Origin of the sequence: Pseudomonas sp. BF-R-01 (assembly GCF_019946615.1) — a bacterium.
Classification (GTDB): Bacteria; Pseudomonadota; Gammaproteobacteria; order Pseudomonadales; family Pseudomonadaceae; genus Aquipseudomonas; species Aquipseudomonas migulae.
Map to the genome: position 1 here is coordinate 1 of NZ_JAGYFX010000106.1, position 19681 is coordinate 19681.

Here is a 19681-nt window from a genome sequence, read left to right on the forward strand (position 1 = left end):
GGCTTTGGTCGATGGCGGCGGCGGGGTGCGATTGTCGCTGTCGGTCATGGCTTCGAGGATGGTCATTGCGCTGTGACCCTGCTCGATGGCGATGCCGAATTGAATACTTTGCACCAGGCGTTTGAGGCGCTTGGGGTCATTGCGTTGTTCGGCGCTGATCATTCGCTTGGCCACGACGCGGCCGCTGTTGGAGAGGGTCAGCATGATGCTGCCGTCCAGCCCCTGAATGCTCAGGTTGATCTGGTAATCCGGTGCAAAGGCATCGGTAATGAGCTGAAAAGGGTTGTCCATGATGCGTCACCGCCTGATTGAACGTGCAGTTGTTGACCGGCCATGATCGGGTTGGTTCGCAACACCGGACCATTGGCCTGTCGCTCGCTGAGGTTTTCAAACATCCTTTTTGCCTCGTCAGGGATGTAGCAAGGGGCATGCCGGAAAGATTGTCGGACAATGTAGGAGCGAGCTTGCTCGCGATGTTCGTCAACGATAACGCGTGTTTACCGGGTAAACGTGGCGCTCTCGAGACCATCGCGAGCAGGCTCGCTCCTACAAGAACTTTGCCCGTTTCAGGGCATGAATGAGTAGATGATCGCAGACAGTGCAATCAGACCGATCAACACCACAAACACGTTCGACGCCTGGCCCGAATACTGGCGCAAAGCCGGCACGCGGCGGATGGCGTACATCGGCATCAGGAACAACAGGCACGCAATGATCGGCCCGCCGAGGGTTTCGATCATGCCAAGGATGCTCGGGTTGAAAGTGGCCACGGCCCAGCAGCTGAGGATCATGAACACTGCAGTCATGCGGTTCAGCCAGCTCGCCGACATCACCCGGCCACGACCACGCAGGCTTTTCACGATCAGACCCTGAAAGCCTTCGCTGGCGCCGATGTAGTGGCCTAGGAAGGATTTGGTGATCGCCACCAGCGCAATCAGCGGCGCTGCGTAGGCAATGACCGGGGTCTGGAAGTGGTTGGCCAGGTACGACAGGATCGAGATGTTCTGTGCCTTCGCCGCCGCCAGATCAGCCGGGGACAGGGCCAACACGCAGCTGAAACAGAAGAACATCACGGTCACCACCATCATCCCGTGGGCAATGGCGAGGATGCCGCTGCTCTTGCGCTCGGCCTGCTCGCCGTAACGCTGCTTCTGATCGACAGCGAAGGCGGAGATGATCGGCGAATGGTTGAACGAAAACACCATCACCGGGATCGCCAGCCACAGCGTTTTGAAGAACAGCGGCATCGGCATGCCTTCACCGGCGGTGGCGAAGAACGCGCCGTTCCAGTTCGGAATCAGACTGATACCGAGCAGCAGCAACGCCGCGACGAACGGGTAAACCAGCACGCTCATGCATTTGACGATGACGCCCTGGCCGCAGCGCACAATCGCCATCAAACCAAGGATCAGCCCCAGAGACAGCACCGCCCGAGGTGGCGGGGCGATGTGCAACTGGTGCTCCATGAAACTGCTGAGGGTGTTGGTCAGCGCCACGCTGTACACCAGCAGAATCGGGAAGATCGCGAAAAAATACAGCAGCGTGATCAGCTTGCCGGCACCGATGCCGAAGTGCTCTTCCACCACTTCAGTGATGTCCCCGGAGCGTCCCGACAGCACGAAGCGAGTCAGGCCCCGGTGGGCGAAGAAGGTCATTGGAAACGCCAGCACCGCCAGGATCAGCAGCGGCCAGAAGCCACCCACGCCAGCGTTGATCGGCAGGAACAGCGTGCCGGCGCCAATCGCCGTGCCGTAGAGGCCCAGCATCCAGGTGGTGTCGTGTTTGCTCCAGCCCTTGTGGGCTGTTTCTGTATTGCGTGTCAGGTCTACAGCAGGATTATCGGCAGCAGGTGTACGTACATCGGTCATCGTTATTGGCCTCGTTATTATTCTTGCTCGGGCTCACGTGTTGCGGACGGTCGGGAATGCTCCTCAGCACTCCACCCAGCTGACAGCCAGGCCGCCCCGTGAAGTCTCTTTGTATTTGTCGTGCATGTCGGCGCCTGTATCGCGCATGGTGCGGATCACCCGGTCCAGGGAAATGAAGTGTTTGCCGTCGCCGCGCAGGGCCATTTGCGTGGCGTTGATCGCCTTCACGGCCGCGATGGCGTTGCGCTCGATACACGGCACTTGCACCAGGCCACCGACCGGGTCGCAGGTCAGGCCCAGGTTGTGTTCCAGGCCGATTTCGGCGGCGTTTTCCAGTTGCTCGGGCGTGGCGCCCAGTACGTCGGCCAGACCGGCGGCAGCCATGGCGCACGCCGAACCGACTTCGCCCTGACAGCCGACTTCGGCGCCGGAGATCGAAGCGTTTTTCTTACAGAGAATGCCTACGGCCGCGGCGCCCAAAAAGAACGCAACGACGTCGTCGTCCGACGCGTCCGGGTTGAATTTCATGTAGTAGTGCAGGACGGCGGGAATGATCCCGGCCGCGCCGTTGGTAGGCGCGGTGACCATCCGTCCGCCGGCGGCGTTTTCTTCGTTCACGGCGAGGGCAAACAGGTTCACCCATTCCATCGCAGACAGTGTCGAAGTGATGACATTCGGCTTGCCGATTTCCAACAGGCTGCGGTGCAATTTCGCTGCGCGGCGCGGAACATTCAGACCGCCGGGCAGGATGCCTTCGTGGCGTAAACCCTGCTCGACGCACTCGCGCATCACCGACCAGATGTGCAGCAAGCCCTGACGGATTTCGGCTTCGCTGCGCCAGGCCCGTTCGTTGGCCATCATCAACTCGGAAACCCGCAGGCCATGCTGATTGCAGAGCTTGAGCAATTCGGCGGCGCTGGAAAAATCATACGGCAGCACCACGTCGCTGGTCGGCGCGATGCCGGACTCGGCTTCGGCCGCTTCAATGATGAAACCGCCGCCGATCGAGTAGTACGTTTGCTCCGACAGCTCACCGGTGTCGCCGAAAGCTGTCAGCGACATGGCGTTGGGGTGGTAGGGCAGGCTCTCGTCGAGCAGCAGGAGATCGCGTTGCCAGTTGAAGGCAATTGTTTTTTTGCCGGCGAGATTCAGCTCGCCGGTCTCAAGCAGGGTTTTGATGCGGCTGTCGATGCTGGACGGGTCGATGCTGTCCGGCCATTCGCCCATCAGGCCCATGACGCAGGCGCGGTCGGTGGCGTGGCCGACGCCGGTGGCGGAAAGGGAGCCGTACAGGCGGATTTCCACTCGGCGTACGGCGTCCAGCAAATGCTGGTCAATCAGTGCCTGGGCAAAGGTCGCGGCGGCGCGCATCGGGCCGACGGTGTGAGAACTGGACGGACCGATGCCGACTTTGAAAAGATCAAAAACACTGATAGCCATGCTAAAGCCTATACAAGCAATGGAAGAGAAATCGCTGCCATTTTTGTAGGACAAGCGCAATGTCGGCGATACTGCCTACCTCGGTCCTACGTGACCAACGAAACTTCCTAAGACAGCCTTTAGCAGGACTAAACAATGAGTCGCCAATTGCACGCCCAGACTTACGTCTGGCTGCACGTGTTTTCCTGTGCCGCACGGCACTTGTCCTTCACCCGCTGCGCCGAAGAACTGCACATCACGCCGGGGGCGGTCAGTCAGCAGATCCGACAACTGGAAGAGCGGCTGGGGTTTCGACTGTTCCACCGGCGTGCCCGGGGCGTGGAGTTGAGCGCGCAAGGCCAGCGACTGGCCATTACGGTCAACGAGGCTTACGGCAGCATCGACGCGGAATTGCGACGACTGGATGCGGGAATGATCAGCGGGATTTTGCGGGTGCGGTCGATTCCATCGTTCCTGAGCAAATGGCTGACCCCGCGACTGCCGCGCTTGCAGCAGCGATTTCCGGACATTCAGTTGCGCCTGGTGGCCGAGGACAGCAGCGTGCCGTTGCACGAGGGCGACTTTGACCTGGCCATCGACCTGAACGACGGCAGCTACCCTGGCTTGTTATCCACAACCTTGCTCGACGAACAGATTTTCCCGGTCTGTGCGCCGAGTCTGTTGCGCGGACGGCCGCCTTTGCATGGCCCGGCAGACCTGTCGCACTTTCCGCTGTTGCACGACATTACGGCCTGGCGCGGCAGTTACGAGTACGCGGAGTGGGAGTTCTACCTCAACGCCATCGGTTTCGAAGGCGCGGACGTGCGGCGCGGGCACACGTTCAATCGCAATCACCTGACCATCGAAGCGGCGATTGCCGGCATGGGCGTGGCGATTGCGCGGCGAACGCTGTTGAACGATGAGCTGGAGCGCGGGACGTTGATTGTGCCGTTCGGTCTGGCGGTGCCCAATCACAAACGTTACGTGTTGCTGTATGCGCCGGGGGCGCTGAGCCATCCGGGCGTGCGCGCGGTACATGACTGGCTGGTAGAGGAGGCGGGTGTTTTTCGCAGCCTGCACCCGCTGGCGGAGCGGCAGATGTGAGTAATTATGACAAAGAAGTGAAGCGACCCAACTCCCGACCTTAACAGCGCTTTTGCTCCTTGTCCGGCTTTTTTTGCGTATGAAAATTTATCTTTTTTCAGGGGTTGAATTGTTCGGCGTACAGACCGATTGTGTAACCAAGAGGTCACGGTGATGACGCCCAAGGGCCAGCCGAAGGGCCTCTCGCGAGCTAGCTGAAATAAGGGATGAACTATGCAAATCCAAGTCAACAGCGATAACCATATTCAAAGCAGCATCCGACTGGAGGAGTGGGTACGTACTACCATTGAGAGCACGCTCGAACGTTATGAAGAGGACCTGACACGCGTCGAGGTCCATCTGCGGGACGAGAACGGCGACAAGCCCGGTCCCCATGATTTGCGCTGCCAGCTGGAAGCGCGGCCAAAAGGCCACCAACCGATTTCTGTCACCCATAAAGCCGAAAACCTGGAACTGGCGATCGACGGTGCGGCTGAAAAACTCGAACATGCACTGGAACATCTGTTCGGCAAACTGCGGGGCAAACCACGTGCCGCTGTGGTGCCGTTCGAGAGGCGTGCAGCCGATGCGCTGCTGGAAGACGAGTTTCTCGAGAACGAACAGGCTGCACAAAACGGCTGACGCCTGATTTAACGTCCCAACGAAAAACGGGCCTGCATTGCAGGCCCGTTGTTGTTTGTGCCGATTATCGCAGCGCCGCGATTCCTTGTAGGAGCGTGGCTTGCCCGCGAAGAGGCCCGGAAATCCAGCGCATATGTCGCTCGTTAAATCGCCTTCGCGGGCAAGCCTCGCTCCTACAGGGGTGAATTGCAGCGAGGCTGTTCAGTTTCAGATCAGAACGCTACCGACGTCTGCACATACACCGTCCGCGGTTCTCCGACGTACTTGCCCTTGTTGTTGTCATCGAACGAGCGTGTGAAGTACTGGTGGTTGAAGATGTTTTTCACCCCCACCGCCACATTCAAATCCGACAACTTCGGCCCGAAGTCATACGCCGCGCGGCTGCTGAACAGCATGTAGCCAGGAATCGTGCCCGTGCTGCCGTCGGCACTTTCTTTCGACGTATTGGCGTTGTCGGCAAACTGGTCGCTCTGATAGCTGCTGTCCAGGTTCAACTTCCACGCACCTTCGGTGTAACCGACGCCCACGGTGCCCTTGTGTTTCGAGGAGAACGGCACACGATTGCCCTTGTTCGGCCCGTCTTCGCGGATGGTCGCGTCCACATAGGCGTACGTGGCGTAGACATCGAAACCGGCCAGTGCCGGGCTCACATCATCGAGTGCGTAGTTGACGCTGGTTTCGATGCCCTGATGGCGAGTCTCGCCCCGAGCGATCACCGAATCGTTGGTCTGATTACTTTCGTACTGATTGTCGAAGTTGATCAGGAACGCGCCGATTTCCGCGCGTAACGCACCGTTGTCGTAGCGGGTGCCCAGTTCCCAGGTGCGCGCCTTTTCCGGTTTGACTTCGCCGCTGGTCACGCGGTTTGGCATCTGGCTGTATTGCACGCTGCCGAACGAACCTTCGGTGTTGGCGTAGAGGTTCCAGCTGTCGGTCAGGTGATAGAGCACGTTCAGCGCGGGCAGGGCGGTGTTGTAGTCGCCCTTGTACTTCTCGTTCGTCAGGTTGTTGGTCTGTTGCGATTCGATCATTTCGTAGCGGATGCCCGGCGTCACTGTCCATTTGCCGATGTCGATCCGGTCATCGACGAAGAACGCGTTGGCCTCGGTGCCGCCGCGTGTATCACGGTCGTTGCGGCTGTTGGTGGTCGGATACTCGTTGCTGGCAATCGGCGTGCGATAGCGCAGTTCGTGGCCGGCCTCGTTGATGTAGCGATAGCCGACACCGACTTCGTGGCTGGTGGGGCCAACATCAAAACCTTGGGCGAAGCGGGTTTCCAGGCCACGTACCCAGTACTCGCGTGGCGACAGCGACAGGAACGTGCCCTGATCCAGATAGCCGCTGCGCAGGGTTTTGGTGAAGAAGGTGTTAGCGGTGAATTCGCGGCGATCTTCCTGATAGCGATAGCCGAAGTTGAACATCGTCCGGCGGCCCCAGAACTGATCCTTCGGGCGGGTCGACTGGTACGGATCGGCATCGTAATCGGCAACGTTCAGGCCACCGGGCATGTCGGCCTTGCCTTCGTAATACTGGGCCATGGCATTGAAGCTGTTGGCGTCGTCGAGCTGGTATTTGCCTTTGAGAATCAGGTCATCGATCTCGGTGTCGCTATGTTCACGCCAGTCGCCACCGCGTGTGCCGGAATACAACAACGCGCCGCCCAGGCCATTGTCGCCAGTGCCGCCGGCCAGCAGGTTGCCGGTGGTCTTGAAACCGTCGTGGCTGGAGGAGGGGCTGGTTTCGGTCTGGAAACCGCCTTTCACCGTGGGCTCGTCGGGAATCGCGCGGGTCACGAAGTTGACCACGCCGCCGACGTTTTGCGGGCCGTAACGCACCGCGCCGCCGCCGCGCACCACGTCGACCGCGTCCATGTTGCCCATGCTGATCGGCGCGAACGACAACTGTGGCTGACCGTAAGGCGCGAAGGGCACCGGGATGCCATCCATCAACACCGTCGAGCGCGATGCCAGGCGCGGATTGAGACCACGAATCCCGAAGTTCAGTGCCATGTCATGGCTGCCGGTGCCATTGTTGTCCGGCGCGTTGACGCCGGGGATGCGGTTGAGCACGTCCCTGGCCTGGGTTGCGCCCTGGCGTTCGAACTCCTCGCGACGGATCACATCACGCGCGCCGGGATGCTCGAAGACGTTGATTTGCTGCGCATCGCCGAGCCAGTCGCCGACCACTTTGGACGTGTCCAGCTCCAGCGCAGCATTGCCCACCGGTTGCAGGCTGTACGCGTTGTTGCCTTCGGCGCGGGCTTGCAGGCCGGTGCCTTCGAGCAAGGCGTTCAAGCCCTGTTCGGCGGTGTAGTTGCCCTCCAGGCCACGACTCTGCACACCGCTGGTGACTTGCGAGCCAAACGAAATCAACACGCCGGCTTCACGGCCGAACTGGTTGAGGGCGTTTTCCAGCGACGATGGCGCGATGTGGTACGGCTTGGCATCGTCTGCGTGGACGAGTGGCAGCGCGCCGAAGCTCAGGCTGGCGCCCAGCAAGAGTTGGCGCAAGGTGCGGGCCAGCGGGGTAAGGCGGGTGGGGTGCATGGAGGACGATCCTGAGAAGGTGGAATCAAGGTGGCTTTCCTTCTCTGTCACGCCAGATCTGAAAAACGGCTCACGGATGTGTGAATATTTTTTGGGGCTTTCGCAAGCAACCCCGCTGCCACAGAACTTCTGAACAAACACCGTAACTGTAGGAGCCAGGCTTGCCGGCGAAGGCGGTGTATCAGACAGGCCGCGGCGTGCCGATCGTCGGAACGCCGCCCGCAGCAAGCCGGCTCCTACAAGAGTCAGGCGCGCGCCTCGACGGTTACCCAATACCGCGTAAAGCGCTTCACCTTCACCGGCAAGCTGATTTCCAGCAGATCGAGAATCCGCTCGCTGTCGTCCAGTGGATAAGTCCCGGATATCAACAAGTCCGCAACTTTCGCATCGCAATTGAGCTGCCCGCGACGATAGCGGCCAAGTTCCTCAAGGAAATCCCCGAGGCGCATGTGCGCAGCCACCAGCATGCCGTCGGCCCAGGCGCCGCTGTTGGCGTCCAGAGGCCCAGGGTTGCCGATTCCGCGAGCATCAAAACTCAACTGCCGGGCGCTTTGCAGTACCCAGGGTGAACCTCCATCTGGCGTCAATTCAACACGGCCTTCAAACACCGCGACCTGAGTGCGATCCGCAAACTGCCGAACGTTCAGGCGCGCCCCTTCGGTTTTCAATAAGCCTTGTGCCGTGCGCACTTGAAACGCTTTGGACGTTGTCAGCAGCATCTCGCCTTCAAGCAAACGGATCAGCCGTTGCTGACCCTCGACCTGCACATCCGCCGAACTCGCGGTGTTGAGTTGCAATTGGCTGCCGTCTGCGAGCGCGATCTTGCGTCGCTGGCCAATGGGGCTGCGGTAGTCGGCCATCAACGGTGGCAGCAGGTTGTGCTCGCGCATGCCCCAGGTGACGGCCGAACCGGCACCAAGAATCAGCAACAACTTCAGCGCCTGACGCCGGCTGCTGGACGTCGGTGCATTCAGGGCCGCATGCGCCAGCGGCGAAGACAAACCGCGCAGGCGCTGGTTGACCCGCTGAATATGCTCCCACGCCCGTTGATGCTCGCTGTGCGCATCGAGCCATTGCTGCCAGGCGTTTTGCTGGCGCGGGCTCAACGGCCCTTGCTGCATTTTCATCAACCACTGCACCGCCTGCTCGGCGACTTGCGGTGAAAAATCCGGGGTGCCGTTCATAGGGCGAAGTAGCAGCGCATCGCCGCTTTATTCAGGTGCCGCTTGACCGTGGCGATGGAAATCCCCAGCTCGGCGGCGATCTGTGGGTACGTCAGGCCATCGACCTGGGCCAACAGAAATGCGCGCTTGACCAGGCGGGGCAAACCGTCGAGCAACTGGTCCAGTTCCATCAGGGTTTGCAGGATGATCGCCCGTTCTTCTTCCGACGGCGCGACCCTTTCCGGCATCTGCGCCAAGGCGTCGAGGTAGGCGCGCTCCAGATCCTGACGGCGGTAGTGGTTGAACAGCACGCGTTTGGCGAGGGTGGTGAGGAACGCTCGCGGCTCGATGATCTGCGGCGTGTCTCGTGCGGTCAGCACCCGCATGAACGTGTCCTGGGCCAGATCTGCCGCGCTGTCCGGGCAGCCGAGCTTGCGCCGCAACCAACCGGTGAGCCAGTTGTGATGGGCGTGATAGAGGACTTCGACGGTGTGGGCTGGCTGCAACGGTAACTCCGAGCGCGTTTTAATGCGTTAGAGAACAAGAATTGTTCGCATTGTAGTGGCGCGAATTCGCTCCGGCAATCGGCGTTGATCGTATCTCTTTTGCGTATGAGAATATTTATCATTAATATCGCCGCCCTGGCCTCGTGATTTTCCCCAGGCCTCACCGGTTTCAAGGTCGAAACATGAAAGTAATCCCCGTGTCCTACCGATTGGCCGTCACCTCCCGGGTGCTGGCCGCCGTGCTGGGCGGCTACATCGTTGCGGCGCTGGCCAGTGTCAGCCTGACGCTGTGGGTGCCCATGGCCCGCGCCGACGCCGTGGTGACCGGGATGATGACTTCGTTTCTGGCCTACCTCGGCGCAGTGATCTGGTGCTTCGCCTGCCGCAGCGCATGGCGGGCCTGGCTCGGGTTGATCGTGCCAAGCCTGGTGCTTGCGGCGATTTCGGGCCTCGCGTACTGGATGGGCCGCTCATGAAAGAGGGCTTTCGTCAGGCCATGGCCTGGTTGCACACCTGGGCCGGGTTGATCTTCGGCTGGTTGCTGTTTGCGATTTTTCTCACCGGCACACTCGCGTATTTCAAGGATGAGATCAGCCACTGGATGCAGCCGGAAATCCCTGCGCGTTCGGTGACCTCCGAAGCCAGCCTGACCGTGGCGCAAAACTATCTTCAGCAACACGCCCCGGGAGCCTCGCGCTGGCTCATCGACCTGCCCGATGCCCGCGAACCCGGCCTGTCGGTACGCTGGCAGCAAACCCCGGCCAAACGTGGCGAACGCGGCCAGTTCACAGAAAAACTCCTCGACCCGCAAACCGGCGCCGAAGTGCAGGGCCGGGCAACCACCGGCGGCGAGTTTTTCTACCGTTTCCACTTTCAGCTGCAAATGCCTTATCCGTGGGGCCGCTGGTTGTCGACCATCGCCGCCATGGTGATGTTCGTCGCGCTGATCAGCGGGATCATCACCCACAAGAAAATCTTCAAGGACTTCTTCACCTTCCGCCCGCGCAAGGGCCAGCGTTCCTGGCTCGACGGGCACAATGCGGTGGGTGTGCTGGTGCTGCCGTTTCACCTGATGATCACCTACAGCAGCCTGGTGATTTTCATGTCGATGGTGATGCCGGCGAGCATTCTTGCCGCGTACAACGGTGATGCGCGGGCGTTTTACGATGAGGTGTTCCCGGCTTCCACGGCTCCGGAGCGTGCGGACAAACCGGCGCAGTTGGCGCCGCTGGCACCGCTGCTGGAAAAGGCGCGCGAGCAGTGGTCGGGAGGGCGCGTCGGGCGGCTGACGGTGAACAATCCGGGCGACGCGAATGCCTCGGTGGTGCTCGTGCGTGATGGCGCGGACCGTGTAGTTCACGACTTCGGCAGCGCGGTGACCTTCAACGGCGTGACCGGGCAATTGCTCGGCACGACCCCGGAGCAATCGCTGCCGAGGGCGATTGCCGGCAGTTTCTATGGTTTGCACATGGGCCATTTCGCCGGCCCCGTGCTGCGCTGGTTGTACTTCATTTGCGGGTTGGCCGGCACGGCGATGATTGGCACCGGGCTGGTGATCTGGCTCGGCAAGCGTCAGCTCAAACACGCGAAAAGCGCCGTGATGCCGTTCGAATTGCGACTGGTGGAAGTGCTGAATATCGCCAGCATGTCCGGGTTGATGGTGGCGGTGGCGGCGTTCTTTTGGGCCAATCGGGTGTTGCCGGTCGACATGGCCGGACGTGCGGATTGGGAGGTGAACAGCTTCTTCATCGTCTGGGGTTTGAGTGTGCTGCATGCCATGGTCCGCCGGGGCCGCACGGCGTGGATCGAGCAATTGGCACTGGTGGCATTGCTGTTTGGCGCGATGCCGCTGCTGAACGCCATGACCACGCCGTATCACTTGGGCGTGACGTTGGCGCAGGGCGATTGGGCGATGGCCGGTTTCGATCTGACGTGCCTGGGCAGCGGTGTGTTTTTCGCCTGGGCTGCGTGGAAAATGCAGCGTTCGGGACAGGCCAGGATCGTCATCCGGCAGCGTGCACAACCGATTACCCTTGAGCGAGAGGCGAACTGAATGTTGCTGTCGCTGTTGCTCTGTTACGGCGGTTTCACCGCACTGTGTTTATCGATGGACCGACATCACGCCGAGCTGTTGGGCGGTAAACCGACGGCCCATCGTCGCCGGTTGTTGAAACTGGGTGGCTGGCTGTTGCTGATCTTGTCTCTGTGGGCGGCGGTGTCTTCGACCGGCTGGGGACTTGGCCTGGTGGAATGGTGTGCGGTGTTGATGCTCAGCGCGTTGCTGCTGGTGCTGTTGATGCCGTATCGCCCGCGCCTGGCGCTGTCGATGGCTGCTTTGAGCCTGCTCGTCAGCCCCGTTGCCGCGTTTGCGCAGTACTGACCCGATGATGACTAGCCCTCCGGATTCCCATGACGACGAACCTCGCGGAGCACGTGCGCATTTTCTGCAAGTGTTCCTGTCCCAGCGTTCGCAGATGGAAGCGCTGGTGAACCGTCGCGTCGGCTGTCGGGCAACGGCGGCGGACCTGGTGCAGGATTTGTTTTTGCGCTTCTGGCGCCGGCCGCTGGTGCAGGTCGAAGAGCTCAGCACCTACCTGTTGCGTTGCGCCGGCAACATTGCCATCGACCACTTGCGCAGCGAAGGCACGCGGGTGCGGGTCACTGAAGGCTGGCAACCGGATCAACCGGACAGCCACGGCAGCGAGCCGCAAGCGGCGCTGGAGGCCGGCAACGATTTGCGCCATGTCGAAGCGGCGTTGCGTGCGTTGCCCGAGCGCACGCGGCAGATCTTTTTGCTCAATCGCATCCATGGCCGCAAATACGCCGAGATCGCCAAGGCCATGGGTTTGTCCCAAAGCGCCGTGGAAAAACATATGATGCGCGCCCTCGAAGCCTGCAAGGCTAGCCTGCGGGACCCCGAACCGCGCACGCCAGGGAAAGCACCGTGAATCACATCGAACGCGTCACCCCGACGCCCGCTCAGGAACAGGCCGCTTTCGCCTGGCTGAGTCTGCTGCATGACCAGCCGAGCAGCGGTGATCAGGCTACTTTCAGCCATTGGCTGCAGGCCGATCCCGCGCATGCCGAGGCCTATGCCCAGGCGCAAGTGGTGTGGGAATTGAGCGAAGGCCCGGCGCGGACGCTGGCCAACGAAGACGCGTTTGCCTTGCAGGGTTACCTCAACGCGATGAATCGCTCGCGGCGCAGCAGCGTTCGGCGCTGGTCCGGAGCGCTGGCAATGGCTGCGTGCCTGTTGTTGATGGTCAGCCTCGGTTCAGGCTGGCAGCCGATGCGCTGGGTGGATGATCTGGGTGCTGACTATGTGTCGGCGCCGGGGGAAGTTCGCACCGTCACGCTGGCGGATCAATCGCAGGTCACGCTGGATGCCGACAGCGCCATCGCGGTGGATTTCAGTCGCGGTGAGCGTCACGTGCAGTTGCGTCGCGGCGCTGGTTTTTTCAGCGTGACGCACACCGGCGAGCCGTTTGTGGTTGAGGCTGAAAAGGGCCAGGCGCGGGTGCTGGGGACGCAGTTTGAAGTGCGTTTGCAGCCTCACGGCGCGCAAGTGACGGTGTTGTCCGGCCGGGTTGGCGTGACGGCGGACAAGCATGCCGAGCAGCAGATTCTGACCGCCGGCCAACAAGTGGCTTACGGCGAAGGCACGGCGGAAAAACTGCATGCCGTGGACAGCGAAGCGCAGTTGGCGTGGCGTCAGGGCTGGCTCAATTACTACAAGGCGCCACTGGCCGACGTGGTGCAGGATCTGCGGCGTTACTACCCGGGGCGGATTGTGCTGCTCAACGATGATCTGGCGGCGCGGCGGGTCAGTGGCAGTTTCCCGAGCAAGGATCCGCAGGCGGTGTTGAGTTCGTTGCAGGGGGTGATGGGGTTTGAGCAGCAGGCTGTGGGGCATTTGATTATTTTGCGTTGAGGCGTCCGGCCTCTTCGCGGGCAAGCCTCGCTCCTACAGGTTTCACGATCCCTGTAGGAGCGAGGCTTGCCCGCGAAGGCGTCAGATCAGACACCACATCCTTCAATGCAAAAAATATTTTCAAAATGATGGTGAGGTAAACCCAAGCCCCATCCGTGTAGTGACTGAAACTGCGAGTCATTCGCATCCGTAGCGGTTCTACACAGGTCATGAGCAATGAAGTCCAGGGCAAAATCGGGTTCGGTCAAACAGTGGTTGGGCGCTTCGGCGCTGAGCATTTCGGCATTGGCATTGCTGCCATTGAGCGTGGCATTGGCCGCTGAAGCGGGCACGACGCAGCAGCGCACGCAGTTCAGCTTCGCGATGGCCGCCAAACCGCTGCCCCAGGCCCTGAGTGACTTCAGCCGGATCACCGGCATCAGCGTGGTCTACACCGATGAAGCGCCGTACGGCATGACCGCGCCAGCGGTCAGCGGGCAGATGAGCGCCGAACAGGCGATCCAGCGTTTGCTCAGCGGTTCGGGTTTGACCTTCCGTCGCACCGATGCGCACACCATGGCGCTGGAACCGCAGCCCACCGAAGGCGCCTTGAACCTCGGCGCCACCACCATCACCTCGGTGATGGATCAAACCATGAGCTACCAGCCGCCGCCGACCAGTTCGGTGATGCGCTCTTCGGCCTTGCTCCAGGAAATCCCCCAGACCGTCAACGTCATCCCGGCCCAGGTCATTCGCGATCAGGCACCGCGCAACCTCGACGACGCGCTGGCCAACGTCAGCGGCATCACCCAGGGCAACACGCTGGGCAGCACCCAGGATTCGGTGATGACCCGTGGCTTCGGCGACAACCGCAACGGCTCGATCATGCGCGACGGCATGCCGGTGGTGCAGGGCCGTGGCCTCAACGCGACGGTCGATCGGGTCGAAGTGCTCAAGGGCCCGGCCTCGTTGCTCTACGGCATCCAGGACCCGGGCGGCGTGGTCAACATGGTCAGCAAGAAACCTGAACTGGAACAGTACAACGCGTTGACCGTGCGTGGCTCGACGTACGGCGACGGCAAAAACGGCAGCGGCGGCAGCTTCGACAGCACCGGCGCGCTCGGTGATTCCGGGCTGGCCTACCGCATGGTGCTCGACCACGAAGACGAAGATTACTGGCGCAATTTCGGCACCCACCGCGAGACTCTGGTGGCGCCGTCCCTGGCCTGGTTCGGTGAAAGCACCAAGCTGTTGTTCGCCTACGAACACCGTGAATTCCTCACCCCGTTCGACCGTGGCACGCTGATCGACCCACGCGACAACCATCCGCTGGACATCTCCCGCGAGCGTCGTCTGGACGAGCCGTTCAATAACATGGAAGGGCGTTCGGACCTCTATCACTTCGAGGCCGACCACGAGCTCAACGACAACTGGAAAGCGCACTTTGGCTACAGCTGGAACCGTGAAACCTACGACGCCAGCCAAGTGCGCGTTACCGCCATCGACACCAAAAAAGGCACGCTGACCCGCAGCATGGACGGCACGCAAAACGCGATCAGCACCGACCGCTTCACCACGGCCAGCCTCGAAGGCAAAGTGAATGCGCTGGGCATGCAACATGACCTGGTGTTCGGCGTCGATGACGAGTACCGCAAGATCTACCGCGAAGACCTGATCCGCCAGAAAAGCCTGACCACCTTCAGTTACCTCAACCCGGTCTATGGCCGTGAAGTCGCCGGGACCACCGTCAGCCCGGCGGACAGCGCGCAGACCGATCTGCTGCGCAGCGATTCGCTGTTTCTGCAGGACTCGATCCACCTCACCGACCAGTGGATTCTGGTGGCCGGCGGCCGTTTCCAGGAGTACGACCAGTACGCCGGCAAAGGCGTGCCGTTCAAGGCCAACACCGACAGCAACGGCCAGAAATGGGTGCCGCGTGCCGGCCTTGTCTACAAGTACACCGACGCGTTGTCGTTCTACGGCAGCTACACCGAATCGTTCAAACCGAACTCGACCATCGCCCCGTTGAGCGGCAGCAGTACCGTGCTCGACGGCAGCATCGCGCCGGAAGAAGCCAAGTCCTGGGAAGTCGGCGCGAAGCTGGATATTCCGGGGCGTGTGACGGGTAACGTCGCCCTGTTCGACATCAAGAAACGCAACGTGCTGGTGGCCAATTCTGAAGGTCCGGTGACCCTTTACAGCGCCGCCGGCGAAGTGCGTTCCCGGGGGCTGGAAGTGGACCTGAGCGGTCAGCTCAGCGACCGCTGGAGCATGATCGGCAGCTACGCCTACACCGATGCCGAAGTCACCGAAGACCCGGACTACAAAGGCAAAAAACTGCAAAACGTGGCGAAGAACACCGGCTCGCTGTCGGCGGTCTATGACTTCGGCACCATCGTTGGTGGCGATCAGTTGCGGGTCGGCGCGGGCGCGCGGTATGTCGGTGAGCGGGCGGGTAACGCGGTGAACGATTTTGATCTGCCGAGCTACACCGTGGCCGATGCATTCGCCACCTACGACACCAAGGTCGAGGGGCAGAAGGTCAAGTTCCAGCTCAACGTGAAGAACCTGTTTGACCGCACTTACTACACGTCGGCGGCGAGCCGGTTCTTTGTGTCGATGGGGGATTCGCGGCAGGTGTCGTTGTCCAGCACCTTGGAGTTCTGATCACAGACCGCGTTATCGTTCTTCGCGGGCAAGCCTCGCTCCTACAGGAATCGTGTCGAGTCCAATTTTCGCGATCAACACACATCCCTGTAGGAGCGAGGCTTGCCCGCGAAGGCGGCTTCCGGATCAGCGCAAAAACGCCTGCCGATACTCGCCAGGCGTCCCACCGAGAACCTGCCGAAACCGATTGGTGAAATGACTCGCACTGGCAAACCCGCACGCCAATGCAATCTCCCCCAGCGGCTGCGATGTCGAACGCAACAACTCCCGCGCCCGACTCAGTCGCCTTGCCAACACATACTGATGCGGCGGCAAGCCGAAGCTCTCCCGGAACATCCGCGCAAAGTGATACTCCGACAGCGCACACAACCCCGCCAACTGCCCGAGGCTGATGGCTTCGGCCAACTGATTGTCGATGAACTCGACCAGTTGCCGCCGCTGGTGCGCCGCCAATCCGCCCTTGAGTCGCAAGCCGTCGCGCATGCCGACCTGGCCGAGCAACACGTGGCTGAGCATTTCATGGGCCAGGCTGCTGGTCAGCAGACGTTCGCCGGGTTCATCCCAGTTGAGCGTGAGCATCTGGCGAAAGCGCCGGGCTTGCTGCGGGTCGTCGAGAAAAGTCCCTTCGCGCAACTGCAATTCGCGAGGTTCGCGGTCCAGCAGCGTGACGCAACCGAGGGCGAACTGTTCCGGGCTGAAATACAGATGGGCCAGGCGAATGTCGCCATTGATCACCCAGCCTGACTGATGGTCGGCCGGCAGAATGCACAGTTTGTCCGGACCTCCCTTGGTGCCGGGCTGATCGCGGCGAAAAGTGCCGGTGCCGCCCGCGATGTAACAGGACAAGGTGTGATGGCTCGGCGCTTCGTAGTCCTGAGCGTCGTGATGGTTGCTCCACAAGGCTGCAGCCATGCCGTCACCGAGCTCGGCGCTGTGCTCGAGGCGAGCATTGGGCGAGCGGTTGAGGGCTTGAAAGACTTGCAGTGATTCCAGTGCGGGCATGATCGTTTCTCCAACGCTTCGCATCCTACTCCGTAGACGTTGGCCTGCCAGCCTCTGCACCGACAAAAGCGCAAGTTTATGCAAGTGCGAAAAAGCTTGGCGCAGGACACTGGGCACCTATTGAGGAGCCTTCACCATGAACCTTTCGCTGTATTTGCTGACCGTGCTGATCTGGGGCACCACCTGGATTGCCTTGAAATGGCAACTGGGCGTGGTGGCCATTCCGGTGTCGATCGTCTATCGCTTCGGCCTCGCCGCGCTGGTGCTGTTCGTGATGCTGTTGCTCAGCCGCAAGCTGCAAGTGATGAACCGTCGCGGACACCTGATCTGCCTGGCGCAGGGCCTGTGCCTGTTTTGCATCAACTTCATGTGCTTCCTGACGGCCAGCCAATGGATCCCCAGTGGCTTGGTCGCCGTGGTGTTTTCCACTGCCACGCTGTGGAATGCCCTGAATGCGCGGGTGTTCTTCGGCCAGAAAATCGCCCGCAACGTCCTGTTGGGTGGCGCGCTCGGTTTGTTCGGGCTGGGTTTGCTGTTCTGGCCGGAGCTGGCGGGCCACACCGCCAGCCCGGAAACCTTGCTGGGCCTGGGCCTGGCCTTGTTGGGCACGCTGTGCTTCTCGGCGGGCAACATGCTGTCCAGCCTGCAACAGAAGGCCGGGCTCAAGCCGCTGACAACCAATGCCTGGGGCATGGCCTATGGCGCGGCGATGCTGTCGGTGTGGTGCCTGGTCAAAGGCATTCCGTTCGAGATGGAATGGAATGCGCGTTACATCGGCTCGCTGCTGTACCTGGTCATTCCGGGTTCGGTGATCGGCTTCACCGCCTACCTGACGCTGGTCGGGCGCATGGGCCCGGAGCGCGCAGCCTATTGCACGGTGCTGTTCCCGGTGGTGGCGCTCAACGTCTCGGCGTTTGCCGAAGGCTACCAATGGACCGCGCCGGCGCTGATGGGCCTGGTGTTGGTGATGCTGGGCAACGTGCTGGTGTTCCGCAAACCCAAGGCACCGATGGTGCAGGGGAGCGGCAAGCTGGCTTGAAGATGTTGCGGATCGGGTGCATGTGCACTCAGCGCTCGATCCGGATGGCCACATAGATCATTAGCGGCATGATGAAATCAACAATATGTCGGGCCCAGTCTTTATAGTTCCATTGTTGTGATTCATCCATGTTGAACCATTCGACACCCATAACCTGAAAACACACGTAGTAGATGAATACGGCAATCAGCAAGCCAATCAGTGCATATTTCTTTGCCTCGTGAAACTTTTTGGCGCTGGTGTTTATATTCTTGAATAGTTGGTAAGTGCCCATCATGCAAAAGGCGGTGAAGAGGACTTCGAGTGTAATGATCAGCCAGTAAATCCTGTGATGGGCCATGGGGGAAGTAATGGCGCGATAACTGTACTTCTCGCCCTCGCGCGTGGTGTCCATACTGAGGATGTGGGCGATGTATTCGTAGTTGGAAGGGTAGTCGGTGAAGTTGCTAAACAACATTAAAAAACCAAAGAAGCTTATAAACAGCATCAATGTGGCTTTGCTGATTCTAATTGTTTGCTCGGTCGTCAAGTGGTTCAAGGTAATAGTTCTCCAGAACGGGTTCCCGTCAGGGCGGGTAAGTAAGGAGAGTCTATAGCGAAGTGTATTTGTTGAGGGGTGGACTAAATTACAAGTTGTGTATTTGTTGTGTTGTGATGTGTGAGGTTTAGTTGTAAACGGGCAGGCGCTTTAATCGCCTGCCCGTTTTTTTTCAGCCTTTCCAGACTAGCGGGTTCACCAGGTCCTGCGGTCGTTCACCCAACAAGGCGCTGCGCAGGTTGGCCAAGGCGCGATTGGCCATCGCTTCACGGGTTTCATGGGTGGCGGAGCCGATGTGCGGCAAAGTCACTGCGTTTTTCAGTTGGAACAGCGGCGATTCGGCCAGCGGTTCTTTCTCGTAGACATCCAGCCCGGCGCCACGGATCTGGTTGTTTTGCAGCGCTTCGATCAGCGCGGGCTCGTCCACCACCGGGCCGCGTGCGATGTTGATCAGAATCGCGTCCGACTTCATCAGCGCCAGTTCACGGCGGCTGATCAGGTGTTTGGTCTTTTCGCTGAGCGGCACCACCAGGCAGACGAAATCGGCTTCGGCCAGCAACTCATCGAGGCTGCGGAACTGCGCACCGAGCTCTTGCTCAAGTGCAGTTTTGCGGCTGTTGCCACTGTAGATAATCGGCATGTTGAAACCGAGCCGACCGCGCCGGGCGATGGCGGCGCCGATGTTACCCATGCCGACGATGCCCAGGGTCTTGCCATAGACATCGGTGCCGAACAGCGGGGCGCCGACGGTGGCTTGCCATTGACCGGCCTTGGTCCAGGCATCGAGTTCGGCGACGCGGCGGGCGCTGCTCATGATCAGGGAGAAGGCCAGGTCGGCGGTGCTTTCGGTCAGCACATCCGGCGTGTTGGTCAGCATGATCCCGCGTTCGTTGAAGTACGCGACGTCGTAGTTGTCGTAGCCCACCGAGACGCTGGACACCACTTCCAGGCTGCTCGCGTTCTCCAGTTGTGCGCGACCGAGCTTGCGACCCACGCCAATCAAACCGTGGGCATGGGGCAGGGCCTCGTTGAATTGGGCGTTGATGTCGCCTTTTTTCGGGTCAGGCACGATGACGTCGAAATCCTGCTGGAGGCGTTCGATCATGGCGGGAGTGACGCGGCTGAAAGCGAGGACGGTCTTTTTCATGGGAGGCGGGCTCGTCGGGCGTGGAGAATGCCAAGCACGCTAACATTCTTCCGCGCTTTTGTGCGAGTGCCCGGATGGTTCGGATGCACGCATTTCCCCCTGTAGGAGCCGGCTTGCTGGCGATCCAGGCACCTCGGTCCGCCTGATGCAC

At 60.7% G+C, this 19681-nt stretch carries 18 protein-coding genes; 9 read left to right on the plus strand and 9 right to left on the minus strand.

Annotated elements, in window-relative coordinates:
- The 3 genes from KGB27_RS26245 to KGB27_RS26255 form a co-directional block, all read right to left on the minus strand.
- On the minus strand, window positions 1-291 hold a 291-nt coding region (locus KGB27_RS26245), incomplete at its 3' end, for a DUF3509 domain-containing protein (RefSeq protein ID WP_223556838.1).
- A 275-nt stretch (window positions 292-566) separates the two neighbouring features.
- Window positions 567-1868 (minus strand): HAAAP family serine/threonine permease, encoded by a 1302-nt coding sequence (locus KGB27_RS26250; RefSeq protein ID WP_223556840.1) that lies wholly within the window; start codon window positions 1866-1868, stop codon window positions 567-569.
- Between the two features lie 63 nt (window positions 1869-1931).
- Window positions 1932-3308, minus strand: a complete 1377-nt coding sequence (locus KGB27_RS26255) for an L-serine ammonia-lyase (RefSeq protein ID WP_223556842.1) — start codon at window positions 3306-3308, stop codon at window positions 1932-1934.
- A 135-nt stretch (window positions 3309-3443) separates the two neighbouring features.
- Between KGB27_RS26255 and KGB27_RS26260 the strand changes: the two genes are divergently transcribed.
- Entirely contained in the window at window positions 3444-4391 is a 948-nt protein-coding gene (locus tag KGB27_RS26260; protein ID WP_008025326.1) for a LysR substrate-binding domain-containing protein, read from the plus strand.
- A gap of 213 nt (window positions 4392-4604) precedes the next feature.
- Window positions 4605-5012 carry an HPF/RaiA family ribosome-associated protein gene (locus KGB27_RS26265; protein ID WP_008025327.1) on the plus strand — a complete coding sequence of 136 codons (408 nt, stop codon included), beginning with the start codon at window positions 4605-4607 and terminating at the stop codon, window positions 5010-5012.
- Between the two features lie 212 nt (window positions 5013-5224).
- On the opposite strand, the gene fecA is transcribed toward KGB27_RS26265, so the two are convergent.
- The 3 genes from fecA to KGB27_RS26280 all read right to left on the minus strand — a co-directional run bounded on the left by fecA (window position 5225) and on the right by KGB27_RS26280 (window position 9227).
- A complete protein-coding gene (gene fecA, locus KGB27_RS26270; RefSeq protein WP_223556845.1) occupies window positions 5225-7558 on the minus strand; it encodes a TonB-dependent Fe(3+) dicitrate receptor FecA in 2334 nt (777 codons plus the stop codon).
- Window positions 7559-7803: 245 nt separating this feature from the next.
- The gene (locus tag KGB27_RS26275) at window positions 7804-8742 is read right to left on the minus strand and encodes a FecR domain-containing protein (protein ID WP_223556847.1); all 939 of its coding nucleotides are present in this window, start codon (window positions 8740-8742) and stop codon (window positions 7804-7806) included.
- Window positions 8739-9227: a sigma-70 family RNA polymerase sigma factor gene (locus KGB27_RS26280; protein WP_192227764.1), complete on the minus strand. Its 489-nt coding sequence runs from the start codon at window positions 9225-9227 to the stop codon at window positions 8739-8741. Before KGB27_RS26280 ends, KGB27_RS26275 begins: the two co-directional genes overlap by 4 nt.
- A 182-nt stretch (window positions 9228-9409) precedes the next feature.
- On the opposite strand from KGB27_RS26280, the gene KGB27_RS26285 reads away from it, so the two are divergent.
- The 6 genes from KGB27_RS26285 to KGB27_RS26310 all read left to right on the plus strand — a co-directional run bounded on the left by KGB27_RS26285 (window position 9410) and on the right by KGB27_RS26310 (window position 15804).
- The gene (locus tag KGB27_RS26285; protein WP_192227765.1) at window positions 9410-9703 is read left to right on the plus strand and encodes a DUF3649 domain-containing protein; all 294 of its coding nucleotides are present in this window, start codon (window positions 9410-9412) and stop codon (window positions 9701-9703) included.
- Entirely contained in the window at window positions 9700-11280 is a 1581-nt protein-coding gene (locus KGB27_RS26290; protein WP_223556849.1) for a PepSY-associated TM helix domain-containing protein, read from the plus strand. Before KGB27_RS26285 ends, KGB27_RS26290 begins: the two co-directional genes overlap by 4 nt.
- Window positions 11281-11607 (plus strand): DUF3325 domain-containing protein, encoded by a 327-nt coding sequence (locus KGB27_RS26295; protein WP_008041804.1) that lies wholly within the window; start codon window positions 11281-11283, stop codon window positions 11605-11607.
- A gap of 4 nt (window positions 11608-11611) precedes the next feature.
- Window positions 11612-12175, plus strand: a complete 564-nt coding sequence (locus KGB27_RS26300; RefSeq protein ID WP_008041802.1) for an RNA polymerase sigma factor — start codon at window positions 11612-11614, stop codon at window positions 12173-12175.
- Window positions 12172-13158, plus strand: a complete 987-nt coding sequence (locus tag KGB27_RS26305; protein ID WP_223556852.1) for a FecR family protein — start codon at window positions 12172-12174, stop codon at window positions 13156-13158. The genes KGB27_RS26300 and KGB27_RS26305 overlap by 4 nt, the downstream gene beginning before the upstream one ends.
- A gap of 216 nt (window positions 13159-13374) precedes the next feature.
- Window positions 13375-15804 (plus strand): TonB-dependent siderophore receptor, encoded by a 2430-nt coding sequence (locus KGB27_RS26310; protein ID WP_223556854.1) that lies wholly within the window; start codon window positions 13375-13377, stop codon window positions 15802-15804.
- Between the two features lie 126 nt (window positions 15805-15930).
- Here KGB27_RS26310 and KGB27_RS26315 read toward each other — a convergent pair whose 3' ends face one another.
- Complete coding sequence (locus tag KGB27_RS26315) at window positions 15931-16806, minus strand: helix-turn-helix domain-containing protein (RefSeq protein WP_008025337.1); 876 nt, start codon at window positions 16804-16806, stop codon at window positions 15931-15933.
- Between the two features lie 136 nt (window positions 16807-16942).
- On the opposite strand from KGB27_RS26315, the gene KGB27_RS26320 reads away from it, so the two are divergent.
- Window positions 16943-17845 (plus strand): DMT family transporter, encoded by a 903-nt coding sequence (locus tag KGB27_RS26320; protein WP_008025338.1) that lies wholly within the window; start codon window positions 16943-16945, stop codon window positions 17843-17845.
- A 28-nt stretch (window positions 17846-17873) separates the two neighbouring features.
- Here the strand turns inward: KGB27_RS26320 and KGB27_RS26325 are convergent, their stop codons facing one another.
- A complete protein-coding gene (locus KGB27_RS26325) occupies window positions 17874-18383 on the minus strand; it encodes a DUF2165 family protein (protein WP_223556857.1) in 510 nt (169 codons plus the stop codon).
- Between the two features lie 172 nt (window positions 18384-18555).
- Window positions 18556-19530, minus strand: a complete 975-nt coding sequence (locus KGB27_RS26330) for a 2-hydroxyacid dehydrogenase (protein WP_223556859.1) — start codon at window positions 19528-19530, stop codon at window positions 18556-18558.
- Window positions 19531-19681 lie beyond the last annotated feature (151 nt).

What these genes read in the sequence shown, in the direction of transcription:
- KGB27_RS26250 (WP_223556840.1), bottom strand. Translation starts at nt 1,868, where the DNA reads ATGACCGATGTACGTACACCTGCTGCCGATAATCCTGCTGTAGACCTG.
- KGB27_RS26255 (WP_223556842.1), bottom strand. Translation starts at nt 3,308, where the DNA reads ATGGCTATCAGTGTTTTTGATCTTTTCAAAGTCGGCATCGGTCCGTCC.
- KGB27_RS26260 (WP_008025326.1), top strand. Translation starts at nt 3,444, where the DNA reads ATGAGTCGCCAATTGCACGCCCAGACTTACGTCTGGCTGCACGTGTTT.
- KGB27_RS26265 (WP_008025327.1), top strand. Translation starts at nt 4,605, where the DNA reads ATGCAAATCCAAGTCAACAGCGATAACCATATTCAAAGCAGCATCCGA.
- fecA (WP_223556845.1), bottom strand. Translation starts at nt 7,558, where the DNA reads ATGCACCCCACCCGCCTTACCCCGCTGGCCCGCACCTTGCGCCAACTC.
- KGB27_RS26275 (WP_223556847.1), bottom strand. Translation starts at nt 8,742, where the DNA reads ATGAACGGCACCCCGGATTTTTCACCGCAAGTCGCCGAGCAGGCGGTG.
- KGB27_RS26285 (WP_192227765.1), top strand. Translation starts at nt 9,410, where the DNA reads ATGAAAGTAATCCCCGTGTCCTACCGATTGGCCGTCACCTCCCGGGTG.
- KGB27_RS26290 (WP_223556849.1), top strand. Translation starts at nt 9,700, where the DNA reads ATGAAAGAGGGCTTTCGTCAGGCCATGGCCTGGTTGCACACCTGGGCC.
- KGB27_RS26295 (WP_008041804.1), top strand. Translation starts at nt 11,281, where the DNA reads ATGTTGCTGTCGCTGTTGCTCTGTTACGGCGGTTTCACCGCACTGTGT.
- KGB27_RS26300 (WP_008041802.1), top strand. Translation starts at nt 11,612, where the DNA reads ATGATGACTAGCCCTCCGGATTCCCATGACGACGAACCTCGCGGAGCA.
- KGB27_RS26310 (WP_223556854.1), top strand. Translation starts at nt 13,375, where the DNA reads ATGAAGTCCAGGGCAAAATCGGGTTCGGTCAAACAGTGGTTGGGCGCT.
- KGB27_RS26315 (WP_008025337.1), bottom strand. Translation starts at nt 16,806, where the DNA reads ATGCCCGCACTGGAATCACTGCAAGTCTTTCAAGCCCTCAACCGCTCG.
- KGB27_RS26320 (WP_008025338.1), top strand. Translation starts at nt 16,943, where the DNA reads ATGAACCTTTCGCTGTATTTGCTGACCGTGCTGATCTGGGGCACCACC.
- KGB27_RS26330 (WP_223556859.1), bottom strand. Translation starts at nt 19,530, where the DNA reads ATGAAAAAGACCGTCCTCGCTTTCAGCCGCGTCACTCCCGCCATGATC.